At 72.7% G+C, this 19,310-nt stretch carries 22 protein-coding genes; 18 read left to right on the top strand and 4 right to left on the bottom strand.

Annotation, left to right across the window (positions count from 1 at the left end; genetic code table 11):
• The 6 genes from ACWCSV_RS26240 to ACWCSV_RS26215 all read left to right on the top strand — a co-directional run.
• Nucleotides 1-1,062 (top strand): hypothetical protein (locus tag ACWCSV_RS26240; protein WP_451146188.1); only part of this gene is annotated, 1,062 nt, incomplete at its 5' end.
• A 116-nt stretch (nucleotides 1,063-1,178) separates the two neighbouring features.
• Nucleotides 1,179-1,868 (top strand): LmeA family phospholipid-binding protein, encoded by a 690-nt coding sequence (locus ACWCSV_RS26235; protein ID WP_451146186.1) that lies wholly within the window; start codon nucleotides 1,179-1,181, stop codon nucleotides 1,866-1,868.
• Nucleotides 1,869-2,128: 260 nt separating this feature from the next.
• Nucleotides 2,129-2,209, top strand: coding sequence for a putative leader peptide (locus tag ACWCSV_RS26230; protein ID WP_350310325.1), 81 nt, complete (start codon nucleotides 2,129-2,131; stop codon nucleotides 2,207-2,209).
• A 163-nt stretch (nucleotides 2,210-2,372) separates the two neighbouring features.
• The gene (locus ACWCSV_RS26225) at nucleotides 2,373-3,212 is read left to right on the top strand and encodes a sulfurtransferase (RefSeq protein WP_451146184.1); all 840 of its coding nucleotides are present in this window, start codon (nucleotides 2,373-2,375) and stop codon (nucleotides 3,210-3,212) included.
• A 35-nt stretch (nucleotides 3,213-3,247) separates the two neighbouring features.
• A complete protein-coding gene (locus ACWCSV_RS26220) occupies nucleotides 3,248-3,535 on the top strand; it encodes a DUF1416 domain-containing protein (RefSeq protein WP_030925040.1) in 288 nt (95 codons plus the stop codon).
• Between the two features lie 179 nt (nucleotides 3,536-3,714).
• Nucleotides 3,715-3,987 carry a DUF3099 domain-containing protein gene (locus ACWCSV_RS26215; RefSeq protein ID WP_451146182.1) on the top strand — a complete coding sequence of 91 codons (273 nt, stop codon included), beginning with the start codon at nucleotides 3,715-3,717 and terminating at the stop codon, nucleotides 3,985-3,987.
• 24 nt (nucleotides 3,988-4,011) lie between these two features.
• Here the strand turns inward: ACWCSV_RS26215 and ACWCSV_RS26210 are convergent, their stop codons facing one another.
• Nucleotides 4,012-4,374 carry a DsrE family protein gene (locus tag ACWCSV_RS26210; protein WP_450778625.1) on the bottom strand — a complete coding sequence of 121 codons (363 nt, stop codon included), beginning with the start codon at nucleotides 4,372-4,374 and terminating at the stop codon, nucleotides 4,012-4,014.
• Between the two features lie 216 nt (nucleotides 4,375-4,590).
• Here ACWCSV_RS26210 and ACWCSV_RS26205 point away from each other — a divergent pair, with 216 nt between their 5' ends.
• From ACWCSV_RS26205 to ygfZ, 6 genes are all read left to right on the top strand, one after another.
• Nucleotides 4,591-5,382, top strand: coding sequence for a hypothetical protein (locus tag ACWCSV_RS26205; RefSeq protein WP_451146180.1), 792 nt, complete (start codon nucleotides 4,591-4,593; stop codon nucleotides 5,380-5,382).
• A complete protein-coding gene (locus tag ACWCSV_RS26200) occupies nucleotides 5,379-6,245 on the top strand; it encodes a hypothetical protein (RefSeq protein ID WP_451146178.1) in 867 nt (288 codons plus the stop codon). The genes ACWCSV_RS26205 and ACWCSV_RS26200 overlap by 4 nt, the downstream gene beginning before the upstream one ends.
• The gene (locus tag ACWCSV_RS26195) at nucleotides 6,242-7,231 is read left to right on the top strand and encodes a hypothetical protein (RefSeq protein WP_451146176.1); all 990 of its coding nucleotides are present in this window, start codon (nucleotides 6,242-6,244) and stop codon (nucleotides 7,229-7,231) included. The genes ACWCSV_RS26200 and ACWCSV_RS26195 overlap by 4 nt, the downstream gene beginning before the upstream one ends.
• Before the next feature lie 338 nt (nucleotides 7,232-7,569).
• A complete protein-coding gene (locus ACWCSV_RS26190) occupies nucleotides 7,570-8,142 on the top strand; it encodes an FABP family protein (RefSeq protein WP_451146174.1) in 573 nt (190 codons plus the stop codon).
• A gap of 91 nt (nucleotides 8,143-8,233) precedes the next feature.
• The gene (locus tag ACWCSV_RS26185; RefSeq protein ID WP_451146172.1) at nucleotides 8,234-8,680 is read left to right on the top strand and encodes a Fur family transcriptional regulator; all 447 of its coding nucleotides are present in this window, start codon (nucleotides 8,234-8,236) and stop codon (nucleotides 8,678-8,680) included.
• Nucleotides 8,681-8,735: 55 nt separating this feature from the next.
• Entirely contained in the window at nucleotides 8,736-9,701 is a 966-nt protein-coding gene (gene ygfZ, locus ACWCSV_RS26180; protein WP_451146170.1) for a CAF17-like 4Fe-4S cluster assembly/insertion protein YgfZ, read from the top strand.
• A 30-nt stretch (nucleotides 9,702-9,731) separates the two neighbouring features.
• Here the strand turns inward: ygfZ and dtd are convergent, their stop codons facing one another.
• Entirely contained in the window at nucleotides 9,732-10,181 is a 450-nt protein-coding gene (gene dtd / locus ACWCSV_RS26175; RefSeq protein WP_451146168.1) for a D-aminoacyl-tRNA deacylase, read from the bottom strand.
• A gap of 115 nt (nucleotides 10,182-10,296) precedes the next feature.
• Between dtd and ACWCSV_RS26170 the strand changes: the two genes are divergently transcribed.
• From ACWCSV_RS26170 to ACWCSV_RS26160, 3 genes are all read left to right on the top strand, one after another.
• Nucleotides 10,297-10,992 carry an RsiG family protein gene (locus ACWCSV_RS26170; RefSeq protein ID WP_451146166.1) on the top strand — a complete coding sequence of 232 codons (696 nt, stop codon included), beginning with the start codon at nucleotides 10,297-10,299 and terminating at the stop codon, nucleotides 10,990-10,992.
• A 42-nt stretch (nucleotides 10,993-11,034) separates the two neighbouring features.
• Nucleotides 11,035-12,024 carry an asparaginase gene (locus ACWCSV_RS26165; RefSeq protein WP_451146164.1) on the top strand — a complete coding sequence of 330 codons (990 nt, stop codon included), beginning with the start codon at nucleotides 11,035-11,037 and terminating at the stop codon, nucleotides 12,022-12,024.
• Nucleotides 12,025-12,199: 175 nt separating this feature from the next.
• Entirely contained in the window at nucleotides 12,200-13,453 is a 1,254-nt protein-coding gene (locus tag ACWCSV_RS26160; RefSeq protein ID WP_451146162.1) for a GNAT family N-acetyltransferase, read from the top strand.
• Nucleotides 13,454-13,494: 41 nt separating this feature from the next.
• On the opposite strand, the gene ACWCSV_RS26155 is transcribed toward ACWCSV_RS26160, so the two are convergent.
• A complete protein-coding gene (locus tag ACWCSV_RS26155) occupies nucleotides 13,495-15,012 on the bottom strand; it encodes an MFS transporter (protein WP_451146160.1) in 1,518 nt (505 codons plus the stop codon).
• A 234-nt stretch (nucleotides 15,013-15,246) separates the two neighbouring features.
• Between ACWCSV_RS26155 and ACWCSV_RS26150 the strand changes: the two genes are divergently transcribed.
• The 3 genes from ACWCSV_RS26150 (at nucleotide 15,247) to rox (ending at nucleotide 18,106) form a co-directional block, all read left to right on the top strand.
• Entirely contained in the window at nucleotides 15,247-15,741 is a 495-nt protein-coding gene (locus tag ACWCSV_RS26150) for a MarR family winged helix-turn-helix transcriptional regulator (protein WP_451146158.1), read from the top strand.
• Between the two features lie 132 nt (nucleotides 15,742-15,873).
• Nucleotides 15,874-16,416 (top strand): HAD domain-containing protein, encoded by a 543-nt coding sequence (locus ACWCSV_RS26145; RefSeq protein ID WP_451146156.1) that lies wholly within the window; start codon nucleotides 15,874-15,876, stop codon nucleotides 16,414-16,416.
• A 244-nt stretch (nucleotides 16,417-16,660) separates the two neighbouring features.
• Entirely contained in the window at nucleotides 16,661-18,106 is a 1,446-nt protein-coding gene (rox, locus tag ACWCSV_RS26140; protein ID WP_451146154.1) for a rifampin monooxygenase, read from the top strand.
• Nucleotides 18,107-18,139: 33 nt separating this feature from the next.
• Here the strand turns inward: rox and ACWCSV_RS26135 are convergent, their stop codons facing one another.
• Entirely contained in the window at nucleotides 18,140-19,180 is a 1,041-nt protein-coding gene (locus tag ACWCSV_RS26135; protein WP_451146152.1) for a hypothetical protein, read from the bottom strand.
• Between the last annotated feature and the right edge of the window lie 130 nt (nucleotides 19,181-19,310).

Genomic DNA, 19,310 nt, shown 5'->3' with positions numbered 1-19,310 from the left:
CAGGCGTACGGGCAGCAGCCCCAGCAGTTCGCACAGCCCCAGCAGGCGTACGGGCAGCAGCCCCAGCAGGTTCAGCCCCAGCAGGCCGTGCCGGATGCGGCGGAGACCGCCTTCCTGCCGCCGGTCGTCGGGGCGGCGGGAGCGGCGGGTTCCTATCCGTTGCCGCCCGAGGTCCCGGCGGCTGCCCCGGTGACCGCCCCGGTGGCCCCGGCGCCCGTAGCGGCGGCGGCCACGGCCGCTCCCGCCCCGGCGCAGCCCGGTGCGGACGGCTACAGCGCTCCCACCACGGTCGGCAACGCCCGGATCACCGACGCCCAGCGCGCCCGCGCCGAGGGCCGGTCGCCGATCATCGCGCCGGGCATGCAGCCCGCCGCGCTGACCGCCGTACTCGGCCTGCTGGTGGCGCTCGGGGCCGGGATCGGCTCGTACGCCCTGGCCGTGCCGCTGGTGCTGCTCCAGGCCGTGACGGCGGCCGGGTGGTTCCGGCTCAACGGCATGTGGCCGGCCCGGCAGGGCATCGCGCTCGCCTTCCTCGGCGGGTTCGTCGCGGACGTCGCGCTGCTCGTCGCCGGCCGCGAGCACGGCCCGGCGGCCCTGCTCGGCACGCTCGGCGTGTGGGTGCTGCTCACCCTCGTCCTCCAGTTGCGGAGCCACGCGGGGGCCGACGAGCGGATGCAGGGGCTGATGGCCACCGTCGTGTCGGCGGCCCTGGCCGTGCTGGCGGGCGGGTACCTCGCGGCGGACCCGGACGTGGTGGTGGCGGGCGCGATCGCCGTCGCCGTCGCCGCGCTCGTGCGCGCGGTGCCGCTGCCCGGGGTGGCGTCCGTGGTCGCGTCTCTGGTCGCCGCCACGGTGGTGGGTGCGGTGGCCGGCGGTCTGGTCGGACTCGGCCTCGCGGGCGCGACGGTGTCCGGGCTCGCGGCGGGCGTGTGCGCGCTCGTCGGCCTCCGGGCGGCCAGCTACGACTACCCGTCCCGGTTCGTCCACATGACGGCCGGTGTGGCGCTGCCGCTGACCGCCGCGGCTCCGGCCGTCTACCTCGTCGGCCGCGTGATCGGCTGAATCCTCCGGGAACCGACCGGGTCCCCCGCTTCGTCGCTCACTCCGGGCTTTCCGCGGCCGTACCAGGCCTGCGGGAAGCCCGGATTCCGTCGGGCGAGAGTGGGAGAAGAACAGGCATGCGCGCGCTGCGAATACTGCTGATCGTCGTGGTGGTGCTGGGGGGCCTCTTCGTGGCCGTCGACCGGCTCGCCGTCCACTTCGCCGAGAGCGAGGCGGCGGACCGGGTCGAGTTCACCGGTGCCACGGCGACCTCCACCGACGTCTCGATCCACGGCTTCCCCTTCCTCACCCAGATCGCGGGCCGGGACCTCGAACGGGTCGACGTCACGCTCAAGGGCATCCAGGCCAGCGGCAACGGCGGCACCATCCGGATCAGCGAGCTGCGGGCCGAGCTCGACCGGGTCGCCATCGGCGAGGGGTACACCAGCGCCCGTGCAGGTCTGGTCAAGGGCACCGCGCTGGTCAGTTACGCGGACCTGACCGACGCCGCCGAGGACGGCGTCACCGTGCGGTACGCCGACAACGGCAAGGTGAAGGTCACCGGCACCGTGCAGGTGCTCGGCAAGGACCTCACCCGCAGCGTCGTCTCCTCGGTCACGCTGGTCGACGGGCGGACGGTCCGGGTCCGCGCGGACTCGGTGCCGGGTGAGGGCATCCCCGGCCTGGAGGGGCTGGTGCGCTCCCGTACCGACTTCGAGCGGAACGTCGGCGGACTGCCCGACGGCGTGGTGCTGAAGAAGGTCGAGGCGCTGCCCGAGGGCCTGGAGATCTCCGTGGAGGCCACCGACATGGCCCTCGCCGGCTGACGCCCCCCTCCACGGGGCGGGAGTACGAGGCGTGTGCGCGGGGAGGGTGTGCGGGGCGGGTGTGCGAGGTGGAAGTACAAGGCATGTGACCGGATGGTGAGACGCCGGTGTCCGTACCGCAGATGCGGTGGCACCCCCGGTCTCCCCGAAGGGGATCGGATGGTTGGATTCCGCTTCTGCGTCTCGTATCGCGGACGATCCTGTCTCATCATCCGACATGCCGGTGACATCCCCGCCTCCGGCTCCCTACGATCGGACACATGAAGCGACAGGCGGACCTCACGAAGCGGCGGGCAGTAGACCTGTGCCGCGTCGCCGCCATGCTCTGTCGCACCTTCTGAGCAGGACGTTCCGTCCCGTCCCGCTTCCGTCCGGCCCCTCGACCGTTGAACCGTCGGGGCCGGCCCGTGCCCCCGGTGCACGCCCACGCCCGGCGTCCGCGTGCATCCGCAGCACTCTTCACTCCGCACGACACCGCCGCAGACTGCCCCGGAGGAGAACAGCATGAGCCGCACCGACGTACTGGTCGATGCAGACTGGGTCGAGGCCCACATCGACGACCCGCAGGTCGCCATCGTCGAGGTCGACGAGGACACCTCGGCGTACGAGAAGAACCACATCAAGAACGCGATCCGGATCGACTGGACGAAGGACCTCCAGGACCCGGTCCGCCGTGACTTCGTCGACCAGGCCGGCTTCGAGAAGCTCCTGTCGGAGAAGGGCATCGCCAACGACACGCTGGTGGTCCTCTACGGTGGCAACAACAACTGGTTCGCGTCCTACGCCTACTGGTACTTCAAGCTCTACGGCCACGAGAACGTCAAGCTCCTCGACGGTGGCCGCAAGAAGTGGGAGCTCGACTCCCGCGACCTGACCGACGCCGTCCCGTCGCGCCCGGCCACCGAGTACAAGGCCAAGGCCCAGGACGAGTCGATCCGCGCCTACCGCGACGACGTCGTGGCGGCCATCGGCACGCTGAACCTGGTCGACGTGCGCTCCCCCGACGAGTTCAGCGGCAAGCTGCTCGCGCCGGCGCACCTTCCGCAGGAGCAGTCGCAGCGCCCCGGCCACGTGCCCGGCGCCCGCAACATCCCGTGGTCGAAGAACGCCAACGACGACGGCACCTTCAAGTCGGACGACGAGCTCAAGGCCCTCTACGAGGACGAGCAGGTCGACCTGTCGAAGGACACCATCGCGTACTGCCGCATCGGCGAGCGCTCCGCGCTGACCTGGTTCGTCCTGCACGAGCTGCTCGGCCAGGAGAACGTCAAGAACTACGACGGCTCGTGGACCGAGTACGGCTCCCTCGTGGGCGTGCCGATCGAGCTCGGCGCCAACAAGTAATTCGCAGGACCCCCGACCCAGAAGGACTGAACACCATGTGTGGAGCAAAGGCCGGCGGCCCCGACGCTTCGACCATCAAGCCCGGCGAGACGACGATCCAGGGCAGCGTGACCCGCGACGGCGAGCCCGTCACGGGCTACGTCCGCCTGCTGGACTCGACCGGCGAGTTCACCGCCGAGGTCCCGACCTCGGCGACCGGGCAGTTCCGTTTCTACGCGGCCGAGGGGACCTGGACGGTCCGCGCGCTGGTTCCGGGCGGCAGCGCCGACCGCACCGTCGTCGCGCAGACCGGCGGCCTCTCCGAGGTGGCCATCGCCGTCTGAACGACGTGAGCCGCTGATCGGTGCGGCCCCCGGCGCGAGCCGGCGGCGCACCGATGAGGCAGGGCCGGAGGGCCGCACCCCGGGGGTTGGACGCCCGTGACGGAAATGGGGTGCGGCCCTTCGTGCCGTCCGGGCGGCGATCGGTGACGCCCAGCGACTCCGGGCCTACCCTTGGGGGTATGTACGCCCGGCGCCGGCGCGGCTATTTCCTGCTGATGGGCGGATGCGTCGCTCTCTTCGTGTCCGCCTGGGCCTTCGTGCGCCTCTGGTCCGTGCCGGTCGCCGTGGGCATGTGCGTGGTCGCCATGGTCATCCCGCCGATCGCGGCGATGGTCGCCAACCGCCGCGGCCCCGAAGACCGCTGGTGGGACGAGCACCCCTCCGGAGACCCGAAGTCCGACGAGTGGTGGGACGAGCTGGACGGCAGGAAGCGGCGCAAGTACGACCGTTGAGGCCGCAGCGCGGGTGACGGCCCGTCAGTAGACCAGTGCCTGCGTGCCGTCCGCCATGGCTTCCTGGACGAAGACCTGAGCCCCCGCGATCCGTACGCCCTCGATGACGTCCCGCTCCGTGATGTCCCGCCGCGCCGCGCACTGGGTGCAGAGGGTGATCCGCCCGCCCGCCATGATCGACTCGATGAGGTCCGGCAGCGGTGCGGCGTGCGGGAGTTCGAAGTCGGCGGCGCGGCCGGGCAGGGCGAACCAGGCGGACTCCCCGGTGAGCCAGAGGGAGACCTCCACCCCGCTGGCGACGGCGACCGCCGCCACCGTGAACGCCTGCGAGCACCGCTCGGCGGAGTCGGCCCCTGCGGTCACCTTGATCACGAGCTTCTTCGGCATATGCCGAACTGTAACCGGCGGCCGTGCAACCTCTTCTGTGACCTGTGGGTCAGGTGTGTGCGCAGGTAATTGGAACCGGCGCTTCAGGTCTCTTATGGGGGGACCCTTTTGGAACCGAAAGACACCATTTCCGGCGACGCGGTCGAGTCGCCGGATGCGCCGCCCGTCGCGGATGCCGGTGAGAACCTGACCCCGGCCGATGCTCCTGCGCCGGCCGTGGCGCCGGACTCCGTGGCCGAGCCGGCCACGGAGCCCGAGGCCGCCGAGTCCGCCGAGACGCCGGAGCCCGCACCGGATGCCGTCCGCCGCCGTCCGCGTGGCCGTACCTCGCTGATCGTGCTGGCCGCCGCGGTGCTCGGCGTGGCCATCGGCGGGGCCGTGGGGTACGGCGTCCAGGCCGACCGCGACCCGACCCCCCTGGGGGTGCTGGCGCAGGAACACCTCGCCTACCCGGCGAAGCCGGCCGGCAAGGCCCCGGACCCGCTGCCGGCCTCCGAGGACCATCAGGTGAAGACGGACGGCGACCTGACGAAGCTGCTGCTGGACCGCCCCAAGGGCGCCAAGGCGGATCCGTATGCCGGCAGCGGCTGGATCGGCCTCTCCGAATACGCCGCCGAGTACGACAGCCCGGACTACATGTTCGGCGAGCTGGCGGGTTCGGACATCCGGCGGATCGCGCGGCAGTCCTGGCTGGCGAGCGGGGACCGCGAGACGAAGATCGATCTTCTGCAGTACCGGCCCGGGAGCTCCGTCGGGGCCCGGGACCACTTCGACGGCCAGATGAGCTACCTGCTGGACGACAGCGAGGGCGACCCCGTCAAGGGCAGCCTCGACGGCCGCGCCTTCATCCTCCCGGTCCGCCGCGAGGCGGGATACGAGCCGATGTACGAGGCCAGGGCCATCGCCGTGCGCGGCGACATCGTGATGGACATCTACATGTTCAGCCCCGAGCCGATCAGCAAGAAGACCATCCGGAGCCTGGCGGAGCGCCAGTTGGAGCGGCTGTGACCGACGAGAAGAGCGAAGCCGTGACTCCGGACCCGGCCTCGGCACCGAACCTGGAACCGGCTCCGGACGCGGCCCCGGAGCCGGCTCCGGTGGCTCCGGCGCGGACCGCCGGCCGGGTGTGGAAGGTGGCGCGGTACGTGGTGCCGCCCGTCGTCGTCCTCGCCGTGATCGGCGGCGCCGCCGTGTACACGAAGAACACCGTCGATTCGGCGGACCGCACCGCGCCCACCACGCTGTGGACCCAGGAGAGCCTTCAGGGTTCGTCCCCGGGGAACACCAAGGACCCTGCCGCGGGTGCGGCGGCCGGCCGGTCCGACACGGAGCTCAGCAAGCTGCTTCTGCCCGCGGACTCCGACTGGCGCCTCGGCATGGACATCGACAAGCGGGGCAACGACAACGTGATCGACGCCAGGGAAGCGGCGGCGACGATCAAGAAGTCGGCGCACGGCCTCTCGGGCAAGCTGCGTCGCGAGTTCGAGAAGCACGTCGACCGGATGCGGGTCGAAGGGGTGGCCCAGCGCTCCTACTTCGGGAAGGCCAACGACGTGGTGGCCACCGTCGAGATCATGAAGATGAAGGACAAGCAGGCGGTCCACGACACCTGGTCCTCCATGACCGGACTCACGGAGGCGATGCGGGTCTTCCGCGAGGGTCCGAAGATCAAGGACTACAAGAACGCCCGTTGCTTCCGTTACCCCAAGAACGACGACGTCGAGCTCGACGGCGTCACCTGCATGGCCTACGACGGGGAGCACTACGTCGAGGTCACCGCCGAGGGACCGGGCCCGCTGAGCATGTCCGACATCGCGGATCTGGTGAAGGACCAGCTCGACCACATCAAGTCCCCGGGGAAGTACATATGACCGAGCAGACCACGCCACCCGCCCCGCCGGCCGAGGCCCCCGAAGCCCCGCGGGCCGAAGGCCCGCAGGCCGTGGCGCCGGTGGCCGAAGCCCCGCAGGCCGTGGCGCCCGCGCCCGTACCGCCGGTCGCGGAGATCCCGCCGATGCCCGCGGAGCTGCCGGCCGCCGCGCCGCTCGCCGCTCCCGCGACCGCCGTCGACGGCCAGGAGCCCCCCGCGCGGCCCCGCAGGCCCCGGCGGGTCCTGCGTGCCGTCGCGCGCTGGACCGCCGCCGTGCTGGTGTTCGGGGCCGCCTCCACGGGGACCGCGTACGGGATCGCCTCGATGGAGCGGACCGACGTGCCCGGCCTCTCCACGGTCGACGACGGCCGCTGGGACTACCCCGAGCTGTCGCTGCCGGCGCTGCCTCCGCGCACGTCCCACCCGTTCGACTTCTCCAACGACGCGGAGATCCACTACGCCGACGTACGGGACCTGCTGCTGCCCGCGCCCGCCGGAGCGGTGGCGGACAAGAAGCTGTCCGGTGGCTGGGTCCCCGCCTCGCAGTTCCTCACGGAGTTCGCCGAGGACGGCCGCGCCCACCTCGGGCAGGTGCTCACCGACTCCGCGCTGCGCCATGTCGCGGCCCGCGGCTGGACCATGCCGGACGGCACCTCGTCCCGGATCTACCTGCTCCAGTTCGACTCGGTGGCCTTCGCCACCGGGCTGAGCGACGAGCTGACCTCGGAGGGCGACGAGCAGGCGCTCCCCGTCGGCGTCACCGGACTGGAGCTGGACGACTCCTGGCCGGAGGACTCCTTCCCGCGGACGATCCGGGTGGACGCCTACGCCGAGAAGAAGCCGTACGAGAAGGAGCACGTCCGGATCGCGTACGCCCAGGCCGGGGACACCCTCGCGGTGATCGTGCACTCCCGCGAGGGCGGCGGCGAGACGGCGAAGGTGCCGTTCCAGCAGACCGTGATCCTCCAGGACCAGCTGCTGGGCTGAGCGACGGGCCGGGCGCCTGGACGGGCACCGGGCAGGTGCTCGGCCGGGTGCTCGTTCCGGGCCCGTACCGGTTCCGTACCGCCGGGCAGCGCGAGGACCTGAACGAGAGAGCCGGGCCCCCACCCACTAGGCTGGGGCCCGGCCCTGTATTGGCGCCATTGCCGCGATTCGCTCATGACGAGGAGCTCCCGTGCTTGAGGCATTCTTCTCCACCCTGCTGGTCCTGGTCTGCGTCGGCGTCCTCGCTTTCGCCGGCGTGACCGTGAAGAAGCTGTACCAGGGCCAGCGCTGACCCTCGTCGACCTCCGCCCCTCCCTCACAGATCGCCTGAGCCGCTCATGATCTCGATTCCGTCCGACCTTCACCGGGACCTCGTCCCGCTGGCATTCCTCCTGGGCAACTGGGCCGGCGCGGGCGTCGCCGACTTCCCCGGCGACGAGAAGTGCAACTTCGGCCAGGAAGTCTCCTTCAGCCACGACGGCCGCGACTTCCTCGCATACGTGTCGCACTCCTGGGTGCTCGACGCCGAGGGCAACAAGGTCCGGCCGCTGGAGTCCGAGTCCGGCTTCTGGCGCATCGACAAGGACCGCAAGGTCGAGATCGTCATGGTCCGTGACCAGGGCGTGGTCGAGGTCTGGTACGGCGAGCTCGCCGACCAGAAGCCGCAGATCGACGTCGTCACCGACGCGGTCGCCCGCACCGCGGCCTCCGGCCCGTACAGCGGCGGCAAGCGCCTCTACGGCTACGTGAACAGCGACCTCATGTGGGTCGGCGAGAAGGCGACCCCCGACGTCGAGCTGCGCCCCTACATGTCGGCGCACCTGAAGAAGGTCGTCACGCCGGAAGAGGTCCAGGAGATGGCGAAGAGCCTCGGCGACCTCCCGGACGACGGCATCGCCTTCTTCAAGTAGGCGGCGCCCACGCCCGACCGGCCGTACGGGACCACCGGCATCCTCCTTCGTACCGGGGGATGCCGTGCGGGGGCAGCCGTACACTGGCCCCGTGGTGAGCACCGACTGGAAGACCGACCTCCGGCAGCGCGGTTACCGGCTCACGCCGCAGCGCCAGCTCGTGCTGGAGGCGGTCGACGCGCTGGAGCACGCGACGCCCGACGACATCCTCTGCGAGGTGCGCCGGACCGCGTCCGGGGTCAACATCTCCACCGTCTACCGGACCCTGGAGCTCCTGGAGGAGCTCGGGCTGGTCAGCCACGCCCACCTCGGCCACGGCGCCCCCACCTACCACCTGGCCGACCGGCACCACCACATCCACCTGGTCTGCCGGGACTGCTCCGACGTCATAGAGGCGGACACCGAGGTGGCGGCCGAGTTCACCGCCAAGCTGCGGGAGGCCTTCGGCTTCGAGACGGACCTCAAGCACTTCGCGATCTTCGGCCGGTGCCGCGACTGCGCCGCCGGGTCGGAACGTACGGACGCCGCGCAGGCCTGAGCGGCCGCGGGCGCCCGGCCCCACGGCCCGTGGGCGCGCGCCGTACGCTGGTCGCATGAAGAGCCCCTTGCTGTCCCTGCCCGGCGCCGTCCCCGCCGAAGGCCGCGACGAAGGTGTCGCCGCGCACTACGGCGACCTGTTCCGTGAGCAACGCGCACTCGCCGCCGGAGACGGGTTCGTCGACCTGTCGCACCGGGGTGTCGTCACCGTCACCGGCGACGACCGGCTGAGCTGGCTGCACCTGCTGCTCACCCAGCACGTCACCGACCTCGCGCCGAACCGGGCCACCGAGGCGCTGATCCTCTCCGCCAACGGCCACATCGAACACGCCCTCTACCTCGTGGACGACGGCTCCACGGTGTGGATGCACGTCGAGCCGGAGACCCGCGCGGACCTGGTGGCGTACCTGGAGTCGATGAAGTTCTTCTACCGGGTGGAAGTCGCCGACCGCACCGAGGACTTCGCCGTCGTGCACCTCCCGGCCGGTTCCATCACCGAGGTGCCCGAGGGCGTCGCCGTACGCGAGGAGCCGCACGGCCGCGACGTGTTCCTGCCGCGCGCCGACCTGGAGGCGTACACCGCCCAGGCCGGTCCGGCCGCGGGCATCCTGGCGTACGAGGCGCTGCGCGTGGAGGCGCACCGCCCGCGTCTGGGCTTCGAGACCGACCACCGGACCATCCCGCACGAGCTGGGCTGGATCGGCACCGCGGTCCACCTCCAGAAGGGCTGCTACCGGGGCCAGGAGACCGTCGCGCGCGTCCACAACCTGGGGAAGCCGCCGCGCAGGCTCGTCTTCCTCCACCTGGACGGCAGCGAGGTGCACCTGCCCGGACACGGCACACCCGTCCGGCTCGCCTCGGACGGTGCGGAGGGCCGGCAGCTCGGGTTCATCACCACCTCGGCCCGGCACCACGAGCTCGGCCCGATCGCCCTCGCGCTGGTCAAGCGGAACGTCGCGGTCGACGCCGAGCTGCTCGCCGGGGACACGGCCGCCGCGCAGGAGACGATCGTCGAGCCGTAGGCGGTGTCCGGCGGCTCTTCCTGGCGCCGGTCAGACCTCGATGAGGACGGTGAACGGGCCGTGGTTGGTGAGCGTGACGCGCATGTCCGCCCCGAACCGGCCCGTCTCCACCCGCGCCCCGAGCGCCCGCAGCTGCGCCACGACCTCGTCGACCAGCGGCTCGGCGATCTCACCGGGCGCGGCGGCGTTCCAGGTGGGGCGGCGGCCCTTGCGGGCGTCCCCGTAGAGGGTGAACTGCGAAATGACCAGAAGCGGTGCGTTCACGTCGGAACAGGACTTCTCGCCCTCCAGGATGCGCACCGACCAGAGCTTCCGGGCGAGCTGCGCCGCCTTCTCAGGGGTGTCCCCGTGAGTGACTCCGACCAGCACGCACAGGCCCTCGCCCATGATCTCGCCGACGACTCCGGTCTCCGGCGCGGCCTCGGTGCCCTCGGACACGGAGACGCTCGCGCCATCCACTCTCTGTACCACTGCACGCATACAGACCAACCTATCTTGGGCTGAACGGGTACAGAACCCCTGCGTCGGCCCGGGACGGGGTGGCACGATGCACGATGTCGGTGTGCCGACGCACCGGTCGAGGGGACGGAACAGCATGAGTACCTATGGAACGGGACAATCTCCCGGTGCCGTACCGACGACGCCCACCACCATGAGGCCGCCCGTGCAGCGGAGCGTACCGGGACCGGAGGGCGGGCCCGGGGCAGGGGCCGCGGTCGCTCCGGTGCGGGTGCCGTCCGCCGCTCCGGCCGGTTCCGTGCCCGAGCAGGGCGCCGCGCACCCGGGCACCGAGGGGCTGGGGGCGGTCCGCCCGCAGACCGGGTTCGGCGGGCTCCGGCTCCCCGCACTGCGGACGCTGCGCCGGGACGCCCAGCGGGACGAGGCCGACCTCAGCTACGTACGCCGGCTGGTCCAGGGGCGCATCGACATCCTGCGGGCCGAACTGGCGCGCCGGCAGGACCCGGAGTCCCCGGTCGTGGACCGGCTCTCGGAGATCCTCGCGGACACCCCGTCGCGGCACCGCACCTCCGCCCGCCACGTCACGCTCCGCACCCCGCGCGGCGACGAGTACGCCAGGCTGGCGGCGGAGACGCTCGCCGAGGTGGAGCTGTCCGACCTCGAAGCCCGTACGGACGAGGAGCTGCACACCGCGATGGGCAGGCTCGTCGGGTACGAGAAGCAGGTCTCGCGCCGCCGTCACCAGCTCCAGCGCACGGCGGACGAATGCGGGGCGGAGATCGCCCGCAGGTACCGTGACGGAGAAGCACAAGTAGACGATCTGCTCGCCTGAGGTGATCCTTCCGGGAGCGGGTCCAGCCCCCGGAAGGCCCTCATGACCAGCAACGACGCCCTCGCCTCCCCCTCCGGCCCCGGTACGCCGGACGTCCGTCCGGTACTCGCGGAGGTCGTGCGGTCCGGGTTCCTGGAGGGCCGCCACCGGGGCTCGCTGGTGCTGCTGGCTGCGGACGGCAGCGTGGAGTACGCGCTCGGCGATCCGTCGGCGCCCGTCTTCCCCCGCTCGTCGAACAAGCCGATGCAGGCCGCCGCGATCCTGCGGGCCGGTCTCGACCTGTCCGGCGAGCGGCTGGCGCTCGCCGCCGCGAGCCACTCCGGGGAGGACTTCCACCTCGCGCTCGTCGCGACGATGCTGGCCGAGCACGGGCTGAGCCCCGCCGACCTCCAGACCCCGCCCGACCTGCCGCTGGACCCGGTGGAGGCGGAGGCGTATCTCGCGTCCGGACGGGTCCGTGAGCCGATCACCATGAACTGCTCGGGGAAGCACGCGGCGATGCTCGCCGTCTGCGCGCTCAACGGCTGGGACACCGCGAGCTACCTCGACCCGGCGCACCCGCTCCAGCGGCTGGTGCACCAGGTGATCGAGGAGGCGGCGGGCGAACCGGTCGCTTCGGTCGGTACGGACGGCTGCGGGGCGCCGCTGATGGCGATCGGGCTGACCGGGCTGGCGCGGGCGTTCCGCTCCTTCGTCCTGGCGGAGCCCGGTACGGCGGAGCGGCGGGTCGCGGACGCGATGCGCGCCCACCCGGAGTACGTGGCGGGCACCCGGCGGCCGGACACCTGGCTGATGCGCGAACTGCCGGGCACACTCTCGAAGATGGGTGCCGAGGCCGTGCAGGCGCTGGCGCTGCCGGACGGCCGCGCGCTGGCCTTCAAGATCGAGGACGGCTCCACCCGGGCGCTCGGCCCGGTGCTGGCCCGTGCCCTGGAGCTCCTCGGCGTGGACGCCCCGGTCGTCGCCCGGGTCGGCCGGGCGCCGCTGATGGGCGGGGCGGTGGAGGTCGGCGAGGTCCGGGCGGCGTTCTGACGCCCCGCGGGGCCTGAGCGGCGTTCCGATGCCCTGCGGGCCGGGGCGGCGCTCCGGCGCCCTGCGGGGCCGGGCGGCGTTCCGGTGCCGGCGTCCCCGGGGCGGCGTTCCGATGCCCCTTCGGGCGCGTGGAAATGCGAGCGACACGGCGGGGGCGGCGGCTTAGCGTGGGCGTATGGGCCTGGACGTACGTGTGATCACCGCGACCGAGTTCCCCGCATGGCTGATGGCCGTCCGCCGGGGGTTCCTGCAGTCCTCGACGGAGGGCCTGGAGCGGGAGGCGGCGGCGAGGCTGCCGCAGATCGACGTCTCCCGGGTGCGGGGTGCGTTCGACGGAGGGCGGTGCGTGGCGACCTACCGGTCGTACGCCCAGGAGCTGACGGTGCCCGGCGGCGCCCGGGTCGCGGTGGACGCGATCAGCGCGGTGACGGTCGCGCCGACCCACCGCAGGCGGGGCCTGCTGAGCCGGATGGTGGCGGCGGACCTCGCGGCGGCGAGGGAGCGCGGCGAGGTCGCCGCCACCCTGATCGCGGCCGAGTACCCGATCTACGGGCGCTTCGGTTTCGGCCCCGCCACCTCGCACACCGAGTGGGAGGTGGACCTCACCCGCTCGGGGCTGGACCCGCACGGCCCGCTCGACGCCGGACTGGACGGCGGCCGGATCGACCTCGTGGACCCGGAGGACGTACGGAAGCTGGGCCCGGAGATCCATGCCCGGCTGGCCGCCCGGCAACACGGCGTCGTCAGCCGCCCGGAGGGCTGGTGGGACCGGCACACGGGGATCGGCGTACCGCCGCTGGACAAGTGGACCGAGCCCTTCTACGCCCTGTACCGCTCCGCCTCCGGCGAGCCCGAGGGCCTGGTCGTGTACCGCACCGACGACAACTGGGACGATCGCAAGCAGCCCCGGGACACCGCGACCGTGAGCCAGCTGATCGCAGCCGGCCCGGCGGCCGAGCGCGTCCTGTGGCGGTACGTCTGCGCGATCGACTGGGTCACCACGGTCCGCACCGGCTGCCGCGCCCCCGACGACCTGCTTCCCCAGCTGCTGCCCGACCCGCGCGCCGCCCGGGTGGTCACCCACGCCGACTGGCTCTGGCTGCGGGTGCTCGACACCGCGCGGCTGCTCGCCTCCCGTACGTACGCGCGGGAGGCCACGCTCGTCCTCGACGTCCGCGACCCCGCCGGGCTCGCCGGTGGGGTCTTCCGCCTGGACGCCTCGCCGCAGGGCGCGGCGTGCGTAGCGGATACCCGGAGCCCCGATCTGACCCTGGACGTGAGGGACTTGGCGTCCGTGTTCCTCGGCGACGAGTCGGTGGAGCGGCTGGTGGCCCTGGGCCGGATCGAGGAGAACCGGCCGGGCGCTGCGGCGCTGGCCGGCGGTGCCTTCCGTACGGCCCGCCGGCCGTGGTGCCCGGACATGTTCTGAACCGGCCGTTCTGAACCGGCCGTCCCGAACCGGCCCACGAGTCAGTCCCGGGCGGGGGCGGGCGGTGCGACGGTAGCCGCCGGCCGGCCGGGGAGCAGGAGCAGGGTGGCGACGAAGGCGACGGCGAGCAGGCCCGCCCCGACCGTGAAGGCGAGCCGGTATCCGTCCGTCAGTGCGTGGGCCGCGCCCTGCCCGGCGGCGAGCAGTCCGTCGGTGTGTCCTGCGGCCAGGGTGCTGAGGACGGCCACGCCCAGGGCCATGCCGACCTGCTGGGTGGTGTTGAAGAGACCGGAGGCGAGGCCCGCGTCCTCCTCGGCGGTCCCGGACATCCCCAGGGCGGTGAGGGCCGGGAGCACCAGGCCGAAGCTGCCCGCCAGCAGCATCACCGGCAGCAGGTCCGTGGCGTAGTCGGCGTGGTCGGGCAGCCGGCCGAGCAGCATCATCTGGACCGTCAGCAGGGCGATCCCGGCCAGCAGCACCGCACGCTCGCCGAACCGTGCGTTGAGCCGCGCCGAGACCAGCAGCGACACCCCTCCGATGGCCACGGCGGCCGGCAGCAGCGCGAGGCCCGTCCCCAGCGCCTCGTAGCCGAGCACCTTCTGGAGGTACAGGGCGATGAGGATCTGGAAGCTGAACATCACCCCCATGATGAGGACTTGGACCACATTGGCGCCGACCGTGGTGCGCGGGCGCAGCAGGCGGGGCGGGATCAGTGGGGTGCGCGAGGTGGCCTGGCGTACGACGAAGCCGGCGAGCAGTACGAGGGCGAGGGCACTCAGGCCCAGGGTGTGCCCGGACAGCCAGCCGTACCGCTCGGCCTGGACGACGGAGTAGATCCCCGCCACCAGGGCGGCGGTGACGAGCACGGCGCCGGTCACGTCCGCGCCGGAGGCGAGCCCGGGGCCCCGGTCGCCGGGCAGGACCCGGACGGCGAGGGCGAGGGAGGCGAGGCCGATCGGCAGATTGATGAAGAAGATCCAGTGCCAGTCGAGCACGTCGGTGAGCACCCCGCCGAGCACCTGGCCGAGCGAGGCGCCGACCGCCGAGGTGAACGAGAACACCGCGATGGCGCGGGCCCGTTCGCGCGGCTCGGCGAAGAGGGTGACCAGGATGCCGAGCCCGACCGCCGACGCCATCGCGCTGCCGGCCCCCTGGAGGGCCCGTGCGGTGATGAGCACCCCGGGCGAGGCCGCCACTCCCGCGAGGAGCGATGCGGCGGTGAAGACGGCGGTGCCGATGACGAACATCCGCTTCCGTCCGACGAGGTCCCCGAGCCGTCCGGCGAGCAGCAGCAGGCTGCCGAACGCGATCAGGTAGGCGTTTACGACCCAGCTGAGGCCGGCCGGGGTGAAGTCCAGGTCGCGCTGGATCACGGGCATCGCCACGGTGACGATCGACCCGTCGAGAATGATCATCAGCAGGCCGGAGGCGATCACGCCGAGCGCGAGCCGCTTCTGCCGGGGAGTGAGGGAGGGCGGGGACGGGGGCGCGGCCGGGGTGGACGCGGCGTGCGTGCCGGAGTCGGTGTCGGCGGGGCCGGGGCGGGCTGCGGTGGACATGGGCGTGCTCCTGCGGTGGGCAGTGGCTGGCTCGGCATGTGCGGAGGGTCGGACGCGGCGCGGTGTGGCTGCCCGACTGGATCGACCGTAGCAGAAGGTTTTGTTGCGGACTATCCATATCGGGACCTCTCGCGGGCGGGCCGCGCGGCGGCCCGCGCGGCGGGGCGTGTCCTCGGCCCTGGGAACGTCTGCTTCTGAACCATCCGCCACGGATCGAATTGCTAGCCTGGTGGCATGACCTCCTCGCTGCCCGCCCCTGCCGGCCCGGCCGGCTTCGACCTCTCGTACCTCCTCAACCACACCAGTCACGTCCTGCGCACCCGGATGGCGGCGGCCCTCGACGAGGTGGGTCTCACCCCCCGTATGCACTGCGTCCTGGTGCACGCGCTGGAGGAGGAGCGGACCCAGGCGCAGCTCGCGGAGATCGGCGACATGGACAAGACCACGATGGTGGTGACCGTCGACGCCCTGGAGAGCGCCGGTCTCGCGGAGCGGCGGCCCTCGCGGCTGGACCGGCGGGCGCGGATCATCTCCGTGACCGAGAAGGGCGCCGAGCTCGCCGCCCGGAGCCGGCGGATCGTCGACGGGGTGCACGCCGAGGCGCTGGGCGACCTTGCCGAAAGTGATCGCGCGCTCTTCGTACGGGCCCTGGAGCGACTGGCCCAGGGCCACCTGGCCGAACCGGTCGAGAGCCCCCGCCCCGCCCGGCGCGCCCGCCAGGCGGCTTAGGGCCTCTCGTTCGGATCGGGCGAAAGACCCTGGGTGGTGCCCGGCGGATCGAGGCCGGGGTCGCGCCCCGACCCGCCGGACACCACCCAGGGCTTCGCGCACGGCGCGGGTCCGGGCGGTTATCGTGCGGGCGTGAACGGTCCGGAGCCCCGCCCCCTGCTCTTCCTCGACGTCGACGGCCCTCTCATCCCCTTCGGGGCGTCGGCGCGGGAGCGCCCCGGCGGGTATCCGGTGTACCGCTCGGGCTCCGGGCGGCCGGAGGACCTCGACAACCCGTTGCTGGCCCGGATCAACCCCGCGTACGGGCCCCGACTCCTCGCGCTGGGCTGCGAGTTGGTGTGGGCGACGACCTGGATGGCGGACGCGAACCTCGTTCTGGCGCCCTGGCTCGGGCTGCCTCGCCTGCCCGTCGTGGACTGGCCGGAGGACGCGGACGGCGCGGACGAGCGGGGCGGCCTCCACTGGAAGACCCGCACGCTCGTGGAGCTGGCGGCCGGGCGCCCCTTCGTCTGGGTGGACGACGAGATCACCGGCATCGACCGGCGCTGGGTGGCGGACCACTGCCGGGGGCAGTGGCTCCTCCACCGCGTCGATCCCCGACTCGGCCTGACGGAAGCGGACTTCGCGGCACTGGTCGAATGGGTGCGGGCGCTCGGCGACGCAACCGGCGCCTGAGCACGTGCCGCCGGAGGTGCCGGAAGTGGCTTCCTGCCTGCGGAAACAGCGAAGGCAGGAAGATGGGACTCTTCCTGCCACTCTCAAGATATAGCGCACCGGGGGGCTTGCGGCAAGGCCCCCGGCATCCCGCACAATCGCCTCTCCCACCGCTCCGGTCCGTGCCCCTGCGTGCCCGCATGCCCGGTCGTCGGTGGCCCGGCCGGGAGACCGGCATCGCACTTTCTCGCTCACTGGGGTGTTCATGACGGACGTGATCGTGGTCGGCGGCGGACCGACCGGCCTGATGCTGGCCGCCGAGTTGCGGCTGCACGGTGTGGGGGTGGTGGTGCTGGAGAAGGAGACGGTGCCGACCAGGCAGTCCCGCTCGCAGGGTCTGCACGCGCGCAGCGTCGAGGTGATGGACCAGCGCGGCCTGCTGGAGCGGTTTCTCCGGCTCGGCAAGCAGGTCACGTCCGGCGGGTTCTTCGCCGGGCTCGGCAAGGTCTGGCCCGAGCACCTGGACACCGCGCACTCGTATGTACTCGCCATTCCGCAGGCCACCACGGAGCGCCTGCTGGCCGAGCGCGCCGTCGAGCTGGGAGCCGAGATCCGGCGGGGCCACGAGCTGGTCGGACTGGTCCAGGACGACCAGGGGGTGACCGCCCAACTCGCCGACGGCACCCGGCTGCGCGCGCGGTACCTCGTCGGCTGCGACGGCGGCCGAAGCGCCGTGCGCAAGCTGCTCGGAACCGGTTTCCCCGGCGAACCGGCCCGCGTCGAAACCCTCCTGGGAGAGCTGGAGTTGACGGCTCCGGCGGAGGAGGTGGGCCGAGTGGTCGCCGAAGTCCGCAAGACCCAGCTCCGGTTCGGGCTGATGCCGCTGGGTGACGGGGCGTTCCGCGTCATCGTGCCCGCCGAGGGCGTGGCCGAGGACCGTGCGTCCGGGCCCACCCTGGAGGAGTTCAAGGAGCGGCTCCGGCACTACGCGGGAACCGACTTCGGTGCGCACTCCGCGCGTTGGCTCTCCCGCTTCGGCGACGCGACCCGCCTCGCCGAGCGGTACCGGACCGGCCGGGTGCTGCTGGCGGGCGACGCGGCGCACATCCACCCCCCGACCGGCGGGCAGGGGCTCAACCTCGGCATCCAGGACGCGTTCAATCTCGGCTGGAAACTCGCCGCAGAGGTCAACGGCTGGGCGCCGGAGGGGCTGTTGGACAGTTACCACTCCGAGCGGCACCCGGTCGCCGCCGAGGTGCTCGACAACACCCGGGCGCAGATGGTGCTGCTGTCCACCGAACCCGGGCCCGTGGCGGTGCGCAGGCTGCTCTCGGAGCTGATGGACTTCGAAGAGGTGAACCACCGCCTGATCGAGAAGATCACCGCGATCGGGGTCCGTTACGACGTCGGCGAGGGCCACCCCCTCCTCGGCAAGCGGCTCCGTGACATGGGCCTGAGGCAGGGCCGCCTGTACGGCCTGATGCACGCCGGGCGCGGTCTCCTGCTCGACCGCACCGGCAGGCTCTCCGCGGACGGCTGGGCGGACCGCGTCGACCACGTCGTCGACGGCAGCGACGAACTCGACGCCCCCGCGGTCCTGGTGCGCCCGGACGGCCACGTGGTCTGGGCCGGCGACGACCAGCGGGAACTGGACGACCGGCTGGGCCGGTGGTTCGGGGCGGCCGCCGTTGCCGCCACCTCCACCGGGTGAGGGCGGCGGCCGGAGCAACGGGCCGCCACCGCCTCAGCCGCTGATCTCCGGGTTCGCGGCCATGACGGCCTCGGCGGTGCGCCAGAGGCGGGGCAGGGAACGGACGGTCTCGGCGGCCCGCCGGACGAGGTCGCCGCTGGACTCGATGCCGAGGAGGTCGGCGACGGCCGCCCGGAACGCCGGGAGCCGGGCTTCAGCCAGGTGGGGCGCGTCGGCGGCCAGGACGGTGTGGCAGCGGGCGAGGGTCGCGACGATCCAGAACACCGCCTCGCGGTGGTCGCCCGCGTCGATGAGGGCCTGGCTGCCGTCGATGGCGATCGGCCGGGCCTCGGGTGTGAGGTCGCTGCTGAAGAAGAACGGGGTCCTGGCCACCCGTGCGGTGGCGTCGAAGGTCCCGGCGAGCGCGTCCAGATGGTGCTGGACGCGCCCGGCGGACAGGTCCGCGCAGCCGAGGAGCCCGAGGAGCCCGGGGTAGACGTCGAGGTGCCCGTAGTCGGCGAGAACCGCGCGGGCGGCCGGGTAGCGCAGCCGGATGGTGGGGTTGCGCAGCGCGGCGGCGAGCAGCACGTGGCAGGTCACGCCGGTGGGGAACAGCCACGCCGGCACCTGCTCGTGGAACGGTGCCGAAACGTCGATCGCGGCGAGCCGGGTCTCCACCCGGCGGCGGGCGTCCTCGCACCGGCGGCGTACCCAGGGCGTGGTGGCGTAGAGCGGCGCGACCTCCGCGCGGAGTGTGCGCAGCCGGCCGGTGGGGTCGTCGATGAGGGTGTCGGTGCGGAAGCAGCCGGCCAGGTGGTAGGAGCCGAGCACCGCTTCGGCGGAGGCCAGTTCGGCCCAGGGGACGTAACTGATCTCCAGCAGGGCACCCCGGTGGCGGAGCTTGCCGGCCTTGGCGAGGTGGCTGTCCGCGGTGGTGGCGACGTGGACGTCGACGTCGGAGGTGGGCGGCAGCTCGGTCCCGTCCGGCAGGCCCACGACGGAGCCGCTGAAGTAGGCGCCCCGGTAGCCCGGTTGGGGGCGGGCGTACCGGTGGACCCAGTCGATCGCGGCGGAACGCGCCTGCCCGGCCCTCATGTTCCGCCCCCCTGTCAGGTGGCGCCCCAGTCCCACGCCCCGAGGTCGCCGTACCCGTACCGTACGCGCGCGGCCTGTGCCGCAGGCGGAGCGTCGCGAGACGTTCACGGCCGCCCTGCTGGACTGATCC

The organism is Streptomyces sp. NPDC001770, assembly GCF_053596135.1.
The sequence above is the reverse complement of the archived record's forward strand: the minus strand, read 5'-3'. Positions and strand labels throughout refer to the sequence as shown.